Here is a 16,705-nt window from a genome sequence, read left to right as displayed (position 1 = left end):
TAGTGCACAACATTAAAGTAAAGCCATGTCACCCTTATCTTCAAGCCAGTTTTTACGGTCCGGCGAACGCTTCTTAGCGAGCAACATATCCATCAAAGCATCTGTCTCTTCGATATCATCTATGGTCAACTGTACTAAACGACGGGTGTTCGGATCCATCGTTGTTTCACGAAGTTGTAAAGGATTCATCTCACCCAAGCCTTTAAAGCGGGTGACTTGTACCTTACCCTTTTTATTCTCAGCGGCAATGCGATCTAAAATCCCCGCTCTTTCGGCCTCATCTAAGGCGTAATACACCTCTTTGCCGATATCGATACGGAACAACGGCGGCATGGCAATATACACATGACCCTGTTCAACCAAGATACGGTAATGCTTCAAAAATAGCGCGCATAACAAGGTAGCAATGTGCAGTCCGTCCGAGTCGGCATCCGCAAGGATACAAATCTTGCCATAACGTAGTTCTGAGATATCACTACTATCGGGATCGCAACCAATTGCGACTGAAATATCATGGACTTCCTGCGAGGCTAATACTTGGGAAGCATCAACTTCCCAGGTGTTTAAGATTTTCCCACGCAGCGGCATGATGGCTTGAAACTCACGATCGCGGGCCTGTTTCGCACTGCCACCCGCAGAATCCCCTTCCACGAGGAATAGCTCTCCGCGCATTGGATCTTGGCCACTACAGTCTGTCAGCTTACCCGGCAGTGCAGGCCCTGAAGTCACCTTTTTACGGGCAACTTTTTTGGCGGCCTTTAACCGACTCTGGGCATTATTAATGCACATTTCGGCTAACGATTCAGCGAGTTCGGTATTTGAGTTCAACCAGAGTGAAAAGGCATCACGTACTACGCCAGACACAAACGCAGCGCATTGACGGCTAGAAAGCTTTTCTTTGGTTTGGCCAGCAAACTGCGGTTCTTGCATCTTCACCGACAAAATAAATGCGGCGCGATCCCAAATGTCTTCGGGTGAAAGTTTAATGCCGCGAGGAATTAAGTTTCTGAATTCACAAAATTCGCGCATTGACTCCAATAAGCCTTGGCGGAAACCATTCACATGGGTACCACCGAGCGGAGTCGGAATTAAGTTAACATAACTCTCTCCAATGGATTCACCGCCTTCTGGCAACCAAGTAATCGCCCAATCAGCGGCTTCTAGCTGGCCCTTAAAACAGCCGACAAACGGCTCATCTGGCAACCTTAAATTATCGCCAATCGCCGCCTTCAAATAATCAGTTAGGCCGCTTTCATAGAACCATTCATGGACTTCATTTGTCTGTTTGTTGGTGAATTTAATCCGTAAGCCTGGGCACAGTACCGCTTTAGCCCGCAGCAGATAAATCAGTTTTGAATTAGAAAAGTTAGCCGAATCAAAATAGCTGGCGTCGGGCCAAAAATGCACTCGGGTCCCGGTATTTCTACGACCACAAGTTCCCGTTGGGCGTAACTCTTCAACCTTAAAGCCATTTTCAAATGCGATATCATACACTTGGCCATCACGGCGAACTGTCACTTCAACACGGCGCGACAGAGCGTTAACTACTGAAATCCCCACACCATGCAAACCGCCAGAGAACTGGTAGTTTTTATTCGAAAATTTACCGCCGGCATGCAATTTGGTCAGGATTAACTCGACTCCAGGAATGCCTTCTTCAGGGTGGATATCCACCGGCATACCACGGCCATCATCGGTGACTTCGAGGGAGTTATCTGTATGTAGAACAACTTCAATTTTGGTCGCGTGGCCCGCTAATGCTTCATCGACACTGTTGTCTATGACCTCTTGGCCCAAATGGTTCGGTCTGGAGGTGTCGGTATACATACCTGGACGGCGTTTAACAGGATCGAGTCCGTTGAGAACTTCAATGGCGTCAGAGGTGTATTGATTCGTCATAGGGCACGCTATAGGTTGTTATATCCGGCCATGTTGCGGCTCGGCATGTCTGTTTGTCAAGGTAAGTGTAAAAATTGGCTTACAGTTTGCAGATGCGATTCGTAGCCAACAAAACTGTGATCGCCTCCCGCTTCAATTCGCAATTGGCAGTGATGGTACTTATTGACCGCTTCGCGATAATCAAGCACTTCATCACCCGTCTGCAATAATACCAAAAAACGATCCGGATTGCGGATAACAGCCGTATTAAATTCAGCAACTTCCCGCTTATGCTCGGGCACGACAAGATAATGCTGTTCGGTATAGGGATTAAATTGCGGCCCCATAAACTCATCAAACAATTCAAAGGGTTTTACCGCTGGATTGACTAACACTGCTTTGCCGCCATAAGTTTCGGCTAAATAGCTGGCAAAATATCCGCCTAACGATGAGCCTATGTAAGCTAATGGCTCTTTGGCATCGAGAGCCGCCTCAACATAAGTGGTTAACAGCGCCATGGCTGCCTTGGGTGTATTGGGCAATTGCGGCTGATGAAAGAGCACACTCGGGTGATGCTGCGCCATGTACTTAGCCGTTATCACAGCTTTATCTGAAAAGGGTGAGCTATTAAATCCGTGAATATAAAGCAGCATATTTCCTCAGGCTGCGGTTATTCGCGTTAATAACCGCTTGAATTGTTGTCGGGGGAAAAATGGTTACCCGGTACGCGATACACTTTAGTGTTGATGCTACCATCGGCTTTCAACTCCAGCAAACGATAACCCGGTTGGACGCTATCCAAGGCAAAATAAGGCGATAACGGCTTAAATTGAATACAAGTGGAAGGTGTCGCCATCAGCTGCATACTGCCATGGGGGCCGTTGTGGTGGGTATCGATACATTGGTGCACATGGCCCCAGAGCAATCCTTTGACCTGCGGATACTTTGCCACTCGCGCGATAAACTCAGCGCCATTGTCCATGCAATGCTGATCCAGCCAAGTGCAATTCACGACAATGGGATTGTGGTGCATCACCAATAAAGTGTGGCATTCGGGATGTGCGGCAATGGCTTTATCAATTAATTCGAACTGAGTCTCGGCCATATTGCCGCCGGGCTTTCCCCGCACAGTTGAATCCAACATGAGGATTTGCCAGTTTCCCGCCAGAATACGCTGCTGTCCAAAAATCTGTTCCCCCTGCATGTGCAGATACATGATCCGCGGATCATCATGATTTCCTGGAAGATAATGGCAAGGTAAACCAACAGGCGTGACGGCTTTCACGAATTGCTGATAGGACTCAGCCGAGTAGTCTTGACTTAAGTCACCCGTGGCAAGCATCAAATGAGCGGGATAGTCCACAGCTCTAATTGTATTTAATACGGCAGCAAAACTCTTGCCAGTATTGACTCCTAATAGCTGAGCTTCAGGATCAGCAAAAAGATGCGGATCTGTGACTTGCACGATACGCACGCTTTCCCCTTCAGCTATGGAGTAAGAGACAGCCTCTTTCAGCACATTGAATACCCAATTCTAAGACTGGCACACGACACTATGGTGGTAACCAATCTTTAATAACTCTTCCAGGAATGCATTCACCTGGTACTTTTCATCACTTTGATACATACGGACATTGGGATAATCATACACTGGGCGTAATTGGTAAATCTGTTGACCAGTTAACACTTCTGCTAATTTAGCATCGTGATAAATTCTCACTAACACCTTGGGAGTATTGACAAACTCCTTAATTGCGATGGGACGAGATATCTCAACTAATTGAGTATATTTGGTATTTTCTAAAATTCGTACTACTAATATACCAAACTCACCTTCGAGTCGCCATGACTCACCGATAGCTATCTCTAACGGTAACCATTTCAACATGTAACCATAATTTCGCCCGCACAGTGCTAGAAAATCACTGACGTTAGGTTTATAGCGCTGTTTTAGACTCGAAGTAGCCAAATTCATCCCAACTTAAACCAGTTGTTGATAGTTTAATTGTAACCATTGTAATCCAATGACGGTCGACGCATTATCGATCTCGCCCGCAACCACACTATTATAAGCTTGCTCACGGCTCATGACATGCAATCGAATATCTTCGTGCTCTTCAGCTAATCCATGCAATCCACGGGCGTCGTTAGAATCGACATCGGCCCAATAGAAATAGAAGCGTTCTGTGCTGCCACCTGGGCTGGCAAGATAACTATTCACGCTGTGCATTTGCTTAGCAACTAAGCCTGTTTCTTCCATTAATTCGCGGTGCGCAACGTCCAGAGGCGTTTCTTCGGGCGCAATCATACCCGCGACCAACTCGAGAAGCCAAGGAGATTTAGTGGTTGCTAATGCAGGAAAACGTACCTGTTCGATGAGTACCACTTTATCTTGTCTGGCATCATAGGGCAGAACGACCACGGCATGACCCCGTTCAAACACTTCGCGAGTGACAGGTTTGCTCCAGCCGCCAGCAAATAATTTATGTTTGAAAGTGTATTCGTCCATTGAGAAAAATCCTTGGTATAGGGATTTTTTTTCTAAGATCTCAATATCCGTTTGCGAAAAAACAGGGGGTTTCATACTCTATCCTTAAAAGTTAAATTTGCGCTTATAATCAAGGCAATTTGAGCACATTTTTAAAATAAAATCTGTTACACTTCGAATTTGACTTGAAAGTGTCAGAGTTCTTAGACTCTAGGTCATTAAGTTTTAGCTGTATCGGGAAGCGTCGGGAAGCGCAAACCGCCTTGGTAAAGGCATTACTTAGTCTAAACGAAGTTAAAATATTCCTCCGTGGGGGGATTTTGTCTAATAAGGACAGCAAATGAAATTTAAGATCCATAATTTATGCGCAGCATTAACACTTGCGGCTTCCGCTTCAGCGGTGCAAGCAGATGATTTGTTGCAAATTTATCAACAAGCACTGACCAGCGACCCGCTCGTATTGCAAGCCCAAGCCCAGCGTAATGGTTTGTTTGAACAAATTGAACAAAACCGTGCACCGCTGTTGCCAACCATTAGTGCAAACGTCGGTTACGACAAAGCTTGGAATGATCCGAAGGATGATTCAAGTGGTCTAGTAGGTAGCCTGAAATTAAATCAAGTTATCTATGATCACAGTGCTTGGGTCGGTTTAAGCCTTGCTGAGAAAGCCGCTTCTCAAGCTGATTCTGCCTATGCTTCAGCATTACAAAACCTGATTACTCGTATCACTACAGCCTATTTCAACGTATTAACGGCGAAAGACAACTACGAGTTCCAAGGTGCAGAAAAACGCGCGATCGAACGCCAACTTGAACAAACTAAACAACGTTTTGCAGTGGGGTTAACCGCAATTACCGATGTGCATGAAGCCCAAGCTCAATATGACTTAGCCTCAGCCACTGAAATTTTAGCTGAAAACACACTCGCTAATAGCTATGAAGCCTTACGTGAAATCACTGGCATCGATCACAAGACAATTAACGTGTTAGATACCAACCGTTTCTCGGCCGTTACGCCAGCGCCAACGTCGTCAAACGAATGGTTGAAGATTGCTGAAACCAATAGCGTCGATTTGATGACTCAACGTATCGGTAAAGATATCGCTCAAGAAACCATTAAGCTTTATCAAGCAGGCCACATGCCTTCTTTAAGCTTGAATGCAGGTTACAACAAAGGTCTTGAGCAAAAAACCGGTAATATCAATGAGCCTGACTTTGATAACGTCAGTGTCGGTGTCAACTTAAGCATTCCGATTTTCGAAGGCTTTAAAGTGAGCTCACAAGTTAATCAAGCGCAATTTCAATATGTTGAAGCGAGTGAAAAACTTGAGCAAGTTTACCGCGGTGTAGTGAAAAACGTCCGTAATAACTACAACAACGTAGGCGCTTCTATCAGCTCAATCAAAGCCTATGAGCAATCGGTTATTTCATCAGAAAGTGCACTGAAAGCCACTCAAGCGGGTTTCGAAGTCGGTACGCGTACTATAGTTGACGTATTGAACCGTACTCGTGACTTGTACGACTCAAAACGTAAATTATCAGATGCACGTTATAGCTACATCAACTCGGTCATTGCCTTGAAGCAAGCAGCGGGTACATTGAATGAAGATGACGTGATTGCCATCAACAATGGCTTAATTGCAGAGTAATCTCACTCTCGGTTCTCAGCTATATAAAGTTGTCAGATAAAAAAACCGCCGATAGGCGGTTTTTTTATACTCAAACGCTAAATCAACAGATTAGAAGTTGATTTCAACACCTGCGAAGTAACCTTTAAATTTAGTATCGGCACTCACACCCGAGAAGTTACTCACGTCGAATAAAAACTCACGGTAACCTACACGTACACGGGTATCGACAGCCAAACCATCGAACTGCCAGCCTAAACCAATCGCATAGTCGTGAACGCTTGATTCATTTACGCCCTGCATCAAATCAGCAAAACCGTACAAACCTAAGCCAGGCATACCCACATGCGTACTGGCATAACCCATTACAATGCCGCTATCGACATCTTTCTCTTCAGGGTGACCAGGGTCTTGCACGCGCAGTGAGCCATTCATTAACTTGTAAGCAGCACCGAGATCCAATGACACTATGTCGTTATCCAATATTTCGTAATACAGCACGAAATCTGTGTTGCTTAGATCGGTATAAGCAGTCACATTTCCTTTAAAATCATGACCATTGAAGTTGAAATCAGCACCTGACATGCTGCCTTTCTGATCTAAGCTATTTTCACGGATTTTAATATTAGGGACAAATGGCAATGGATGCTCAACCGCAATCCAGTAGCTACCTTGAGCCGATGAACTGTAATCAAATGTTTGCTGTGGTTGACCTTTATCGGCAAAAGTACCGCTAGTATCGGCGCGCCAGTAGTCACCGCCAATTGTGAAACCGACCACAGTGGCCGCTTGGGCTGATGTGGCCATGCATAATCCTAATACCGCACTGGCGAGGAGAGTTTTTTTCATAATTAACCTTGAGATAGCAAGTTCGTTAAATCAATCACCGCGGCATTCGCACGCGACACATAGTTAGCCATAACCAATGAATGATTAGCGACTAAGCCAAAACCGCTGCCATTAAGCACAACAGGGCTCCAGACAGTTTGCTGAGTCGCCTCCAGTTCACGAATGATCTGTCTTAGGCTCACTTCAGCATTTTTCTTCTTTAAGACGTCGGCAAAATCGACTTCAACGGCGCGCATAAAGTTCAGCAAGGCCCATGAAGCACCACGACTCTCATAGAAAACATCATCAATTTTCCACCAGCTGGTTTTCACCTGATGGCTTGCCAAGTTAGGTGTGGATTGACGCGCCGCATTATCGCCGGCTAAGTCGGTATTTAAACGCTCTTGGCCAACGCTGGCCGATAAACGTTGTGACATGCTGCCCAGACGCTTCTGCACTTCTTTCAACCATTCATTGAGGTTGTCGGCGCGGGCATAAAACTGTGCATCTTGATTGTTAGGGTCCATCATGCGAGCACGGTACAGCTTCAGCAATTTAATGGCATCGCGGTATTCGCTTTCAGCACTTGGCACTAACCAGCTCGTGTGATCGATATTGAGCTTAGATTGGGCTTCGCCTAAATCTTTATCCGCTGCCGATTGAGACTGCGAGCGACTAAACTCTTTACGCATAATCAAGGCTAAATCGCGGGCTTGTTCTAATGCGCCGTATTCAAATGCGGGCATGTTATCCATAAAGATAGAAGGTGGCATCACATCGTTTGATAACCAACCGCCTTGCTTATCCAGTAATGTTTCGACCGTGAGGATCAGCGAAGTGGTGGTTGCGTATCCGACCACATTTTTATCGGTAGCCGTCAATTGTTGAGGATTGATAGGATCGGGCTCGATACTCCACCATACACTCAGGCCATAACCGATTAATACTAAAAATAAACCGACACCGGTAACTTTTTTCCATGTAATTTGCATCAAGCGACTCCTTAATGATGGTGATGATGCTCTTGCTCTGCGGCGTTTTCTGCTTCTTTACTGACAGGCAGTGTAATCGCCATTTTCTCGCCATCGTCAAACTCTAATTGCAGTTCAACTTGCTGCTCTAACACCAATGGCGCTTTTAAACCTAGCAACATGACGTGATCCCCTGACGGCGTTAACGTTAATGCGCCATGGGATGGGATATCAAAACCTTCAACATGGCGCATCTTCACCATGCCTTGGTCTTCGATAATAGTGTGTAATTGGGCATCCTTTGCCACATTAGTACTGACGCCGATAAGACGAACCGCTTTATCTGTGTGGTTTTCAAGCGTAAAGTAAGCGGCAGTATTTGGTACTGTCTCAGGCATGGCGCGTACATGGCCTTCTGTCACTATCACGCTCGCCAACGCTGAAAATGATGCACAAGATAAAACTAGACAATTAAACAGCTGTTTGAATATTGGTTTCAATGTCTTAAACTCCATGTCTACCCAATGTCGTCGTAAAGGAAACAACCCATGAGTCATATACAGGTTCAGGATGATCAGGGCGTACGTATTATCAGCTTTAATCGCCCCGATAAACGCAATGCACTTGATCTTAATATGTATAAACAACTGACAGAATACCTGATCGAAGGTGAAGCAGACAACGACATTCGTGCCTTTATGCTCCATGGCCAAGATAATTGCTTCACCTCAGGCAATGATGTTGCAGACTTTTTGAAAAATAGTGACTTAGGGCCAAATCACCCCGCTGTACGTTTCCTATTTTGCCTGCTGGAACTCAAAAAACCACTGGTTGCCGCCGTTTCTGGCGCCGCCGTCGGCATTGGCACTACCGTACTACTGCACTGCGATCTGGTATACGCCGATAACACGGCGAAGTTTCAACTGCCCTTCGTCAACTTAGCACTGGTGCCAGAAGCGGGGGCTAGCCTACTGTTACCTGAACTCGTGGGTTATCAAAAAGCGGCAGAGCTATTGCTACTCGGCGAAAGTTTTAATGCCGAGACGGCCCACAGACTCAATATGATCAACGAAATTGTGGCCCATGAAGACCTACTCAGTTATGCATTGTCTCAGGCTAAAAAGTTGGCAAATCAACCGCCACAAGCCCTACAAATCACACGTCAATTAATGCGTCCGCATAAAAATCGTGTACAACACCAAATGCATCAAGAATTAGAACAATTTAGCGCTAGGCTAAAAAGTGATGAAGCCAAGAGCAGATTTCAGGCTTTTTTGAAGAAGTAGTCTGCAAGCAGTATGCACATACATGTCGCATGAGGGTCAAAGTGCCCTCTTGTTGATAGGTTTAACACCCTATTTTTTAAAATATTCTTTCAATTTTTCAATCAAGACAAGCCTCAAATATAAGTATCACTGCGGGCTTAAACGGGTCTTTTCCATTGATCAACTAACAGTGCTAAAACAAAGTAAATCAACAAACTCACGCCAGGCATAAATACCGTCGCGCCAGCCCACACCACTCGAGTCAAAAAGCAAGACCAACCAAATTTCCATGCCATACCAGCGGCAACACCACACACTAATCGCTCTGGGCTCTCCATACGTGCTTTTACTCGTTTCATCTCAAACCTCGACTCAATTGATTGTAATTTATTTATCACTATGCCACTGAAACCAGCAAATAATGCCTGAAAACAACGCAAGACTAATTACAGGTAACAGTAGCAAAGTCATTAAAGGTGCTACAAACCACATAAGCAGATCCCCTACTTAGCGCTATATTCATCGGCACTTGCCGACTCACCTTCATTCTCAGCGCTTAAGCCAAGTTGACTGTTGAAGTCATAAATACTTTCAGCGAGTTGTGTTTGCAATGACATCACAAACTCATGCTTAGCACTGACTAACATTTCTTGTGTTTGGGTAGTTAGCGTTTGCTCAATGGTTCCGACAACATCCGATATTGGCGCGGCTTCTGCGTGTACTGCAACGCTACCGACTAACGCACCTAATAACACACTCATTTGTACTGATTTTTTAATGGTTAACGTAAACATGATGGCATCCCTTTCGATTAATTAACTTGACGAAAGGAGTATTACAAACTGCGTGCCAACTTATAAAAATATTTTTAAGACTATGATTTTAATCATTTAAAAAAATTTTATGTGGATAAGATGAGATATAGGGATGGATTGGAAAATAACAAGTGGTGAAAAATACTACTCAAATTAGTAAATTTCACCATCTTTTAAGTCGAGTGGAATTACTCTGTAACTTCAGCCTGAATATTCTGAAAAGCCTGCTTTACCACTTCTATCCCAGCGCCGTTTTTATGGGCATTTTCGCTCAAATAACGACGCCACGCACGGGCACCCGGTAAACCTTGGAATAACCCTATCATATGGCGAGTAATATGATTAAGTCGCCCACCCGACAGCAAATGTGCTTCGATATAAGGCAACATTGCCTCAATCACATCCTCACGGCTGATCACCGCTTTTGGGCTGCCACATAAAACTTGGTCCACCTGCGCCAGAATATAAGGATTCTGATAGGCCTCGCGTCCCATCATCACGCCATCGAGCTGCGCTAAATGGAGTTGCGCTTGCTCAAGTGTGGTGACCCCGCCATTAATACCAATATTGAGCGCGGGATAATCGCGCTTGAGTTGATATACACGCTCATAATCGAGCGGCGGGATCTCGCGATTCTCTTTCGGACTCAAGCCTTGAAGCCAAGCCTTACGGGCATGAATAGTAAAATCCGTACACCCTTTTGCACTGACCACATCGATAAACTGGGTTAAAAACGCATAACTGTCTTGCTCATCAATCCCGATACGTGTCTTAACAGTCACAGGAATATCAACCACTTGCTTCATGGCATCAACGCACTCAGCCACTAATTCAGGTTCAGCCATCAAACACGCGCCAAAGCGACCATTCTGCACTCGATCGGAAGGACAACCCACATTGAGGTTCACTTCATCGTAGCCACGCTCAGCCGCGAGTTTAGCGCAACGCGCTAAATCGACAGGATTAGAGCCACCTAACTGCAACGCCAAAGGATGTTCTTCTTGGTTATATGCCAAGTAATCCCCACGACCATGCAATATCGCCCCAGTCGTCACCATTTCCGTATACAACAATGCATTAGCCGACATCAAACGCGCAAAATAACGGTAATGGCGGTCAGTCCAATCCAGCATGGGCGCAATGGAAAAGGTTCTATCGAGGGTTTTAGGCGCTAAACCTTGGTGTTGCTGGGTTTTATCTAAATTCATTACAATCCGAAAAGTTAATATTTTTGCTAATTTTTGTACGTTTTTGCATGTTTTGCATTGCTCGGGGAACCTATAGTGATCCACAATGGATTGGACTGAGGGGTTCGGGGAACCAAAAAACATGGCATCTTATAGCATTCAAAAACGTGAAAAAGCCGACGGTACTGTGCGGCATCGCTGCCTAGTTCGTGTAAAGAAAAACGGCAAAATATTATACACGGAGCAACGTACCTTTACCAAATATGCCGCTGCCGAGGCATGGGGTAAAGATCGGGTGATTGATATTGAGTCAAACGGGTTTGCTACTGAGGATACGGCTCCTATTACATTGGGCAGCATCATCAGCAAAGCCCTGACAGATGAAAACATCGACAGCAGCATTGGTCGTTCGAAGCGCTTTTGTTTACGGCTGTTATCGGATTGCGATATTGCTAAATTGAATCTGACTGATATTAAGCCGCACCACATCATCGAACACTGTAAATTGCGTCGCAGTGCAGGCACAGGGCCATCTACCATTGCAGTTGATGTAAGCGTGATCCGATGGCTGCTACGAATCGCTAAATCAAACTTTGGGCATGAGGTTTCACAAATTTCGGTTATCGAAGCTTACGATGCACTTTATAGCCAAGACTTGATCGCTAAATCGGGCAAGCGTTCGCGCAGGCCGACAACAGATGAGATTGAGAGGTTAAAAGTTGGATTAGCTGCAAGAGCAGATCAACGGGCTGCACATATCCCTTATATTGATTTGCTGGATTTCTCGATACTGAGTTGCATGCGTATTGGTGAAGTGTGCCGGATTACATGGGCTGATGTAGATGAGGCACAAAAGGCAGTAATCGTTCGTGACCGTAAGGATCCGCGCAAAAAAGCAGGTAATCACATGTTAGTGCCTATGTTGGGTGGGGCGTGGGAGATACTGCAAAAGCAGCCGAGGAATGATGCACGGGTTTTCCCCTACAATGAGCGCAGCGTTACTGCAGGGTTTCAGCGGGTGCGTAACGAATTGGGCATTGAAGATTTACGCTATCACGACCTAAGGCGTGAAGGTGCCAGTCGGCTATTTGAGAAAGGCTATAGCATTGATGAAGTGGCGCAAGTGACGGGACACAGAAATATCAATACATTATGGCAAGTGTATACCGAGTTATTCCCTAAACGATTGCATGATAAGGATGTTTGATGAAAAACGAAGGCAATTCAATATTGGAAATTGACCGTTGGTTAAAATGGCTAAAAATGGCGGCTTATGTAGGTATTGGCATCTTTGCAGTCATTTTAATTACCTATGCTATTAAATTTAGGGCCTTCTATGATGGGTTTAAAGCCATTTCAAATCTCCCTAATGATTGGTCTGCATTTGGCTCACTGTTATCAGGAGCATCTTCGCTTCTGGGGGCGGTAGGTACAGTTGGAGTTATGTTACTGGCAATTAATCAATTCAAAATTCAACAAAAACAGATACTAGAGCAATCGAAAAAGCAGGCTGAATTTGAAAGTAAACAATTGGACAAATGGGCGGAAGAAGCAAAAATTCTCAAGTTTCAATTATATTTATCACATCAAAAACAGTTCGAAGATATGCTTTTGGAATTTGAGGCAAGTTCTAGATTCAGAGTAAACAAACGTATTCTTTATAAGAAAATCTTTCCAAAAAATAATAGCAACTATGTTTCATTTAAAAGTGAATCAGATAGCAGTGGAGTTTGTTTTATATTTGAATTAGAAGATGAGTTTGCAGTTCTATATAATGCAGCCTACAACCCTGATATGAAAAATTACACGCCAGAAAATCTTGTTTTGAAACTAAAAAACATATTAAAGAAACTAAACTTATTCTGTATTGAAAGCGCTGTTATTGGTGATATTAAAGACAGTAATAAATTCAATGGAAATACTGGGGTAAATATTTTCAATCTGTGCGGCACTATAGATAATATTGAATTACTAATAAATTCGCTAAGTTCATTTAGTGGGCGTGAAATATCCATTAAACCTGATACATATGGAAATATCACCTCATACAAACTAGAGGAATATTATCTAGGCAACTGTGACGCAATACACACAACACCAACATTTAAAGGTTTAAAGGAATTAGCAGATTTACAAATTGAGTTTAAAAATCACATTAATAAAGGATTGTTTTTTGATTTGGATATTCTTCATAATAAATCAGATATGAAGTCTACATTAGAACAGTGGGACAGAGAAATTGTTCAGCTTAGTATAGAACAATATGATATTGAAAATATAAGAAAACTAAAAAAAGCTTTTTCCGATTCTTACGAAGACAATAGCTTTGAAGATTTTTTAAATCTAAGACGAAGACGTTAGCTAAACCTCCATCTCCACAAATGGCAAATCGGGTGCGGTTCCTAGCACCCTGCCATCTTGTACGTAGATGTGATCGCCTACCGTTCCCGATCCAATGGCGCGGATAGTGTGGCCGCTGGCACTGCTGGCGGTGACAGTGCCATCGGCGTTTACGATGGCTACAGTCATGATCATCCGTGGCAATACTAACGCTGTTTGAAGTTGTTTAAGCATGGTGCCTCGCTGGCTGTTAGCAGAGTTACGCGATTGAGCGGATCACTGTAATGGATTGTTCGATATCGATATCACCGCGATCACTGACGCTAGCGCGGATGCTCCAACTGTCACACGTTCCTTTAAAGACTTCGGCACCTTCACGAATACCAATCAACATGCCAGGCATTGCAGGTGGCAAATCAACCATAACGGGCAAGGATAGCGTGACATTCAGCTTGTCGCCTGTATCTGCCAGCGCATTGGTGCCAGCGATGCGCGCCGCTTGGTTATCTACGATCAACTGGGCGCTAATGTCAGCAGCAGGAATATTGCCCGCGCTGCCGGTGCGTTTCACCTTAGCGCTAATCCCCTGTTGTTCGCCCCGCAACCAAACCACATCACACAATGGATTGCGGGAGACTGACTCGCTGTAATTGGTGATCACAGCATCGTGCACTGTCAGGTCCGGTACCGCTGTTGTCATTTCCCAAGGCACGGTTGGCCAGCGCGGAATGATCGTCAATTTGCGGGTGGCATCATCCGCTAAGATCATGCAGCCCAATTGGCTTGCTGCTTCGTTAATCGCGTCAATCGGTGACTTGTTACCGACGCTGAACGCGCCTGCAGGGACGCTAAAATCTGGTATCCCACTTAGCTCTGCAGTCCAGCCTGTGTTTTGCAACAGATCAGCGATAATACCGCCAAGGCTGCGCAAGACGGTGTTGGTGTAGCTGATAGGCAAACGATAAGGCGATGACAGCTCTGCGGCACGCGAACGGCCAGTGCTGCTGTGGGTTTCAATCCCAAAGGCTTTACTGGCGCTTGGCTGCTCGGCAATGGCATAAAACTCATAACCGTTGATGGTGATCAGCAATAGCTCATTGTGAGCACGCTGCGCATCGATACGGCTTGAGAACTCAATGCTAACCGACCTCGCCCACTGCCCACGGCTTTGGCTAATGCTCACACTGGTGATCACAATCGGTAAACTGTCTGATACTCGCACGCATGTGATCGTTGGCTGCATTAAGTAGTACCTGCGGATTTGTGGTTCAATCGGGATTTTAAAATCGATATTGGGTAATGGTGGGTTAGCATCAATGAGGCCGCCGCCATCGTCCCAGTAGCAATAATTCGGTGATGCTGTGAACCGTAAAACAATAGGGTTTGGTTGTGTAGATAATGGTTCATTGAATCGAAGTGTGAGCTTACCAACAGGTGGGCGGTACTTGGTTGAGCAAACCCAGCGCGGTTCGTGGAAGCCCCATTTAATCGACTTTTCATCATCGACCACAATGCCGCGGTACTGAATAATCAAGGGGCTTTCTTGGTCTTGGCCATCTATCCATGCGACTGCAGTGTGTAACTGGTGCGCGGCAATATCCAACCAGTTGATTGAGGATTGTATTTGATGCTCATCAGGCACAACCCAGTTAACGCTTAATGTGATTTGGTGATCGATTGGCAGCGACCAATTAACGCTGGTGTCAGTTCGAACTTCATCATTATTCAGCCAATGGATCTGCGACAGCGAATCATTGGCTACATTTGAAGCCCACGCTGAACTGATATTAACTTCACTTAAGTTGTAGTTTAGCCAAGGTGACTCAATTTTTGATTCAATATCACTAGCGAACTCGGCCAACATTAACGCTTGTTCGACGGCAGCGAGCGTGAACCAACTGAATCCACACTCGATACCAAATGAGTTATCAACAATAACAGGTGTGTCAACAAACCTAAGCCTGACAGGTGATGTGTAATTTTTCCAAGGCTTGGTAAATCGCAAAATGACAGTGGTCATAAACCCGCCGCGATTGCTTCAACTATCTCAGGTCTTACTCCATCAGCAATTGCAGCGTTGTAGTCCATATCATCATCAAGCATTACAATAAACAGATTATTGCTGGTTGCATAGTTCAATGGACATACAACTGTTTTTTTATCAACACGTTGACTCACTAGAACCTCACCAGACTTGCGGTCTGCAATCATATAGCGTTCAGCAAGTGAGTCTAAATCCAATACAAGTTGTGCAATGTTGAAGGGTGCCATGCTGGATTTCAAATGTGTAATTAATAGCATTACCATTCCTCCATATTGATCCACAACCCTGCGGTGTATGTACCTGTGCGCAACAACCAATGATCTGCACCCTCAATGTTTTCAGTTACAGGCCAGTTTTCGCTAGTATAACGCTGCATAACTTCTATCTTCATACCCGGAAGCTCACCGCGAATTGTGGGAGTTTTTACACTGTTTCTCACACGTATACCGTCAGAGTCAGTAACGCTGGAATTAACCGCTGCCGATGACATAGCTATATTTGCCACACAGAATAGTCCCATTTGGGGTGGCATTGAGTTCGGTGAGTTATCTGTGGTAATGAGTAATGAACTATTGCAGTGATAGTTCTTAACGTCATTACTACCATCTGCACCATACAGTTTGAATGTTGCATAACTCCAGCTACCCGATACGGGGGTCGGGTTGTAAAAATTGGCATGGAATGCAGCATCATAACTTATATTTTGACCTGACTGTGCACCGTTCGTATTGTCGGCAATTGCCATGAATGTACATTGGTCGGCGGGTAGGTATGGTTTGAAATCACCAACAAAACAACCCCTTTCCAAATTCAAAGTGATACCTGCAACTTTGCTATTATTGGATGCCGATATCATGAAATAAAATGCAGATGATGTACCTATTAGGAACCACTGTACCGATACGAATGCCGCAATAGAAATACCACGCTGATACGATGTTTCTTTAACAAACGTGTCTATATCTGTCATGGATAAACCTGTGCGGAGCTGCATTACTGTTGCGTTAGTATCAGCACCTGTGTAACTAGCAAACCTTGCAAAACCACCGCTACCTGTTGTTGGTGAATTTCTAAAGACGACCTTTTGAGTGACAACATCTTCAAATTCTTTTGTCCAACCTAATGCAGCTTTAGTACCATAACCATCAACCAAACATTTGTTTAGTATGTTAATGATCTCGGATGGTTTACGGTTGGTAGTGAGTTGCGGTGCCCCCGCATCATCCCATCGATAAACAGTTACTGGTAATCCCATTGCATAC

The 16,705-nt window shown here is 44.7% G+C and carries 19 protein-coding genes; 4 read left to right on the top strand and 15 right to left on the bottom strand.

Features of this window, described 5'->3' with window-relative positions:
* Positions 1-12: 12 nt before the first annotated feature.
* Genes parE through nudF form a run of 5 tightly spaced genes read right to left on the bottom strand, consistent with a single transcriptional unit; the run spans position 13 to position 4,462 of the window.
* Positions 13-1,899, bottom strand: coding sequence for a DNA topoisomerase IV subunit B (gene parE, locus Q4Q54_RS11145; RefSeq protein WP_006083022.1), 1,887 nt, complete (start codon positions 1,897-1,899; stop codon positions 13-15).
* A gap of 56 nt (positions 1,900-1,955) precedes the next feature.
* Positions 1,956-2,531, bottom strand: coding sequence for a YqiA/YcfP family alpha/beta fold hydrolase (locus Q4Q54_RS11140; RefSeq protein WP_311988470.1), 576 nt, complete (start codon positions 2,529-2,531; stop codon positions 1,956-1,958).
* 26 nt (positions 2,532-2,557) lie between these two features.
* On the bottom strand, positions 2,558-3,397 hold the full coding sequence (gene cpdA / locus Q4Q54_RS11135; RefSeq protein ID WP_311988469.1) for a 3',5'-cyclic-AMP phosphodiesterase: 840 nt from the start codon (positions 3,395-3,397) through the stop codon (positions 2,558-2,560).
* Positions 3,398-3,412: 15 nt separating this feature from the next.
* A complete protein-coding gene (locus Q4Q54_RS11130; RefSeq protein WP_006083025.1) occupies positions 3,413-3,853 on the bottom strand; it encodes a DUF1249 domain-containing protein in 441 nt (146 codons plus the stop codon).
* 6 nt (positions 3,854-3,859) lie between these two features.
* Positions 3,860-4,462 carry an ADP-ribose diphosphatase gene (gene nudF / locus Q4Q54_RS11125; protein ID WP_006086045.1) on the bottom strand — a complete coding sequence of 201 codons (603 nt, stop codon included), beginning with the start codon at positions 4,460-4,462 and terminating at the stop codon, positions 3,860-3,862.
* Positions 4,463-4,706: 244 nt separating this feature from the next.
* On the opposite strand from nudF, the gene tolC reads away from it, so the two are divergent.
* A complete protein-coding gene (gene tolC, locus Q4Q54_RS11120) occupies positions 4,707-6,014 on the top strand; it encodes an outer membrane channel protein TolC (RefSeq protein ID WP_006086047.1) in 1,308 nt (435 codons plus the stop codon).
* A gap of 90 nt (positions 6,015-6,104) precedes the next feature.
* Here tolC and Q4Q54_RS11115 read toward each other — a convergent pair whose 3' ends face one another.
* The 3 genes from Q4Q54_RS11115 to Q4Q54_RS11105 are packed head-to-tail and all read right to left on the bottom strand — an operon-like array spanning position 6,105 to position 8,307.
* Positions 6,105-6,842: a TIGR04219 family outer membrane beta-barrel protein gene (locus Q4Q54_RS11115; protein WP_006083028.1), complete on the bottom strand. Its 738-nt coding sequence runs from the start codon at positions 6,840-6,842 to the stop codon at positions 6,105-6,107.
* Positions 6,843-6,844: 2 nt separating this feature from the next.
* Positions 6,845-7,813, bottom strand: a complete 969-nt coding sequence (locus tag Q4Q54_RS11110) for a DUF2333 family protein (RefSeq protein WP_006083029.1) — start codon at positions 7,811-7,813, stop codon at positions 6,845-6,847.
* A gap of 11 nt (positions 7,814-7,824) precedes the next feature.
* On the bottom strand, positions 7,825-8,307 hold the full coding sequence (locus tag Q4Q54_RS11105) for a copper chaperone PCu(A)C (protein WP_311988468.1): 483 nt from the start codon (positions 8,305-8,307) through the stop codon (positions 7,825-7,827).
* 33 nt (positions 8,308-8,340) lie between these two features.
* Here Q4Q54_RS11105 and Q4Q54_RS11100 point away from each other — a divergent pair, with 33 nt between their 5' ends.
* The gene (locus Q4Q54_RS11100; RefSeq protein ID WP_006083031.1) at positions 8,341-9,078 is read left to right on the top strand and encodes an enoyl-CoA hydratase; all 738 of its coding nucleotides are present in this window, start codon (positions 8,341-8,343) and stop codon (positions 9,076-9,078) included.
* Between the two features lie 137 nt (positions 9,079-9,215).
* On the opposite strand, the gene Q4Q54_RS11095 is transcribed toward Q4Q54_RS11100, so the two are convergent.
* The 3 genes from Q4Q54_RS11095 to dusA all read right to left on the bottom strand — a co-directional run bounded on the left by Q4Q54_RS11095 (position 9,216) and on the right by dusA (position 11,080).
* Positions 9,216-9,416, bottom strand: a complete 201-nt coding sequence (locus tag Q4Q54_RS11095) for a PspC domain-containing protein (RefSeq protein WP_107946549.1) — start codon at positions 9,414-9,416, stop codon at positions 9,216-9,218.
* A gap of 144 nt (positions 9,417-9,560) precedes the next feature.
* Positions 9,561-9,851, bottom strand: a complete 291-nt coding sequence (locus Q4Q54_RS11090; protein WP_311988467.1) for a hypothetical protein — start codon at positions 9,849-9,851, stop codon at positions 9,561-9,563.
* A gap of 209 nt (positions 9,852-10,060) precedes the next feature.
* The gene (dusA, locus tag Q4Q54_RS11085) at positions 10,061-11,080 is read right to left on the bottom strand and encodes a tRNA dihydrouridine(20/20a) synthase DusA (protein WP_311988466.1); all 1,020 of its coding nucleotides are present in this window, start codon (positions 11,078-11,080) and stop codon (positions 10,061-10,063) included.
* A 121-nt stretch (positions 11,081-11,201) separates the two neighbouring features.
* On the opposite strand from dusA, the gene Q4Q54_RS11080 reads away from it, so the two are divergent.
* Together Q4Q54_RS11080 and Q4Q54_RS11075 are read left to right on the top strand one after the other, a co-directional pair.
* Positions 11,202-12,266 (top strand): site-specific integrase, encoded by a 1,065-nt coding sequence (locus Q4Q54_RS11080; protein WP_311988465.1) that lies wholly within the window; start codon positions 11,202-11,204, stop codon positions 12,264-12,266.
* The gene (locus Q4Q54_RS11075; RefSeq protein ID WP_311988464.1) at positions 12,266-13,420 is read left to right on the top strand and encodes a hypothetical protein; all 1,155 of its coding nucleotides are present in this window, start codon (positions 12,266-12,268) and stop codon (positions 13,418-13,420) included. Before Q4Q54_RS11080 ends, Q4Q54_RS11075 begins: the two co-directional genes overlap by 1 nt.
* Here the strand turns inward: Q4Q54_RS11075 and Q4Q54_RS11070 are convergent, their stop codons facing one another.
* From Q4Q54_RS11070 to Q4Q54_RS11055, 4 genes are read right to left on the bottom strand one after another with little or no spacing between them, the layout of a single operon-like run.
* On the bottom strand, positions 13,421-13,633 hold the full coding sequence (locus Q4Q54_RS11070) for a hypothetical protein (RefSeq protein ID WP_311988463.1): 213 nt from the start codon (positions 13,631-13,633) through the stop codon (positions 13,421-13,423).
* A 25-nt stretch (positions 13,634-13,658) separates the two neighbouring features.
* Entirely contained in the window at positions 13,659-15,419 is a 1,761-nt protein-coding gene (locus Q4Q54_RS11065) for a hypothetical protein (protein WP_311988462.1), read from the bottom strand.
* Positions 15,416-15,700 (bottom strand): hypothetical protein, encoded by a 285-nt coding sequence (locus Q4Q54_RS11060; RefSeq protein ID WP_311988461.1) that lies wholly within the window; start codon positions 15,698-15,700, stop codon positions 15,416-15,418. Before Q4Q54_RS11060 ends, Q4Q54_RS11065 begins: the two co-directional genes overlap by 4 nt.
* Positions 15,700-16,698, bottom strand: a complete 999-nt coding sequence (locus Q4Q54_RS11055; RefSeq protein ID WP_311988460.1) for a hypothetical protein — start codon at positions 16,696-16,698, stop codon at positions 15,700-15,702. The genes Q4Q54_RS11060 and Q4Q54_RS11055 overlap by 1 nt, the downstream gene beginning before the upstream one ends.
* Positions 16,699-16,705: the final 7 nt, after the last annotated feature.

The organism is Shewanella sp. SP2S2-4 (genome assembly GCF_031932025.1).
GTDB lineage: Bacteria > Pseudomonadota > Gammaproteobacteria > Enterobacterales > Shewanellaceae > Shewanella > Shewanella baltica.
Note: the sequence above shows the minus strand (reverse complement) of the source record. Positions and strands in the feature narration are given on the sequence as shown.

Coding starts and splice junctions, on each gene's coding strand:
- parE (WP_006083022.1), bottom strand. CDS start 1,899: ATGACGAATCAATACACCTCTGACGCCATTGAAGTTCTCAACGGACTC.
- Q4Q54_RS11140 (WP_311988470.1), bottom strand. CDS start 2,531: ATGCTGCTTTATATTCACGGATTTAATAGCTCACCCTTTTCAGATAAA.
- Q4Q54_RS11130 (WP_006083025.1), bottom strand. CDS start 3,853: ATGAATTTGGCTACTTCGAGTCTAAAACAGCGCTATAAACCTAACGTC.
- nudF (WP_006086045.1), bottom strand. CDS start 4,462: ATGAAACCCCCTGTTTTTTCGCAAACGGATATTGAGATCTTAGAAAAA.
- tolC (WP_006086047.1), top strand. CDS start 4,707: ATGAAATTTAAGATCCATAATTTATGCGCAGCATTAACACTTGCGGCT.
- Q4Q54_RS11115 (WP_006083028.1), bottom strand. CDS start 6,842: ATGAAAAAAACTCTCCTCGCCAGTGCGGTATTAGGATTATGCATGGCC.
- Q4Q54_RS11110 (WP_006083029.1), bottom strand. CDS start 7,813: ATGCAAATTACATGGAAAAAAGTTACCGGTGTCGGTTTATTTTTAGTA.
- Q4Q54_RS11105 (WP_311988468.1), bottom strand. CDS start 8,307: ATGGAGTTTAAGACATTGAAACCAATATTCAAACAGCTGTTTAATTGT.
- Q4Q54_RS11100 (WP_006083031.1), top strand. CDS start 8,341: ATGAGTCATATACAGGTTCAGGATGATCAGGGCGTACGTATTATCAGC.
- Q4Q54_RS11095 (WP_107946549.1), bottom strand. CDS start 9,416: ATGAAACGAGTAAAAGCACGTATGGAGAGCCCAGAGCGATTAGTGTGT.
- Q4Q54_RS11090 (WP_311988467.1), bottom strand. CDS start 9,851: ATGTTTACGTTAACCATTAAAAAATCAGTACAAATGAGTGTGTTATTA.
- dusA (WP_311988466.1), bottom strand. CDS start 11,080: ATGAATTTAGATAAAACCCAGCAACACCAAGGTTTAGCGCCTAAAACC.
- Q4Q54_RS11080 (WP_311988465.1), top strand. CDS start 11,202: ATGGCATCTTATAGCATTCAAAAACGTGAAAAAGCCGACGGTACTGTG.
- Q4Q54_RS11075 (WP_311988464.1), top strand. CDS start 12,266: ATGAAAAACGAAGGCAATTCAATATTGGAAATTGACCGTTGGTTAAAA.
- Q4Q54_RS11070 (WP_311988463.1), bottom strand. CDS start 13,633: ATGCTTAAACAACTTCAAACAGCGTTAGTATTGCCACGGATGATCATG.
- Q4Q54_RS11065 (WP_311988462.1), bottom strand. CDS start 15,419: ATGACCACTGTCATTTTGCGATTTACCAAGCCTTGGAAAAATTACACA.
- Q4Q54_RS11060 (WP_311988461.1), bottom strand. CDS start 15,700: ATGCTATTAATTACACATTTGAAATCCAGCATGGCACCCTTCAACATT.
- Q4Q54_RS11055 (WP_311988460.1), bottom strand. CDS start 16,698: ATGGGATTACCAGTAACTGTTTATCGATGGGATGATGCGGGGGCACCG.